The following is a 1,254-nucleotide window of genomic DNA, read 5'->3' on the forward strand; positions in this document are numbered from 1 at the left end:
CCCAACCCTAAATACTCCTTAGTGACCGATAGTGAACCAGTACCGTGAGGGAAAGGTGAAAAGAACCCCGAGAGGGGAGTGAAATAGCACCTGAAACCGTGTGCCTACAAGAAGTTCGAGCCCGTTAATGGGTGAGAGCGTGCCTTTTGTAGAATGAACCGGCGAGTTACGTTATGATGCGAGGTTAAGTTGAAGAGACGGAGCCGTAGGGAAACCGAGTCTGAATAGGGCGACTTAGTATCATGATGTAGACCCGAAACCTAGTGACCTATCCATGAGCAGGGTGAAGGTGTGGTAAGACGCACTGGAGGCCCGAACCAGGACACGTTGAAAAGTGTTTGGATGACTTGTGGATAGCGGAGAAATTCCAAACGAACTGGGAGATAGCTGGTTCTCTCCGAAATAGCTTTAGGGCTAGCGTCGAAATGTAAGTGTATTGGAGGTAGAGCACTGTTTGGGTGAGGGGTCCGTCTAGGATTACCAATCTCAGATAAACTCCGAATGCTAATACACATGTTCGGCAGTCAGACTGCGAGTGCTAAGATCCGTAGTCGAAAGGGAAACAGCCCAGACCAACAGCTAAGGTCCCAAAATATATGTTAAGTGGAAAAGGATGTGGGGTTGCACAGACAACTAGGATGTTAGCTCAGAAGCAGCTATCATTCAAAGAGTGCGTAATAGCTCACTAGTCGAGTGACCCTGCGCCGAAAATGTACCGGGGCTAAACATATTACCGAAGCTTTGGATTGATATTTTATCAATGGTAGGAGAGCGTTCTTAACCGCGATGAAGGTATACCGTGAGGAGTGCTGGAGCGTTAAGAAGTGAGAATGCCGGTATGAGTAGCGCAAGATAAGTGAGAATCTTATCCACCGTAAGACTAAGGTTTCCAGGGGAAGGCTCGTCCGCCCTGGGTTAGTCGGGACCTAAGGCGAGGCCGAAAGGCGTAGTCGATGGACAACTGGTTGATATTCCAGTACTAGATATGATCGTGATGGAGGGACGCAGTAGGCTAAGAGATGCCAGTTAATGGATTCTGGTCTAAGCAGTGAGGTGTGAGATGTGTCAAATGCATTTCTCTTTAACATTGAGCTGTGATGGGGAAGCAACTACGGTTGCGAACTCTCTGATGTCACACTGCCAAGAAAAGCTTCTAGCGTAAAGTCATATCTACCCGTACCGCAAACCGACACAGGTAGTCGAGGCGAGTAGCCTCAGGTGATCGAGAGAACTCTCGTTAAGGAACTCGGCAAA

Annotated in this window: 1 rRNA gene; it reads left to right on the forward strand. The window is 48.4% G+C overall.

Going from position 1 to position 1,254, the window contains the following annotated elements:
• A 23S ribosomal RNA gene (locus AB0M08_RS47525) occupies positions 1-1,254 on the forward strand; the annotation flags it as partial.

This window comes from Actinoplanes sp. NPDC051851, assembly GCF_040681165.1.
In the GTDB taxonomy this organism is placed as follows: domain Bacteria; phylum Actinomycetota; class Actinomycetes; order Mycobacteriales; family Micromonosporaceae; genus Actinoplanes.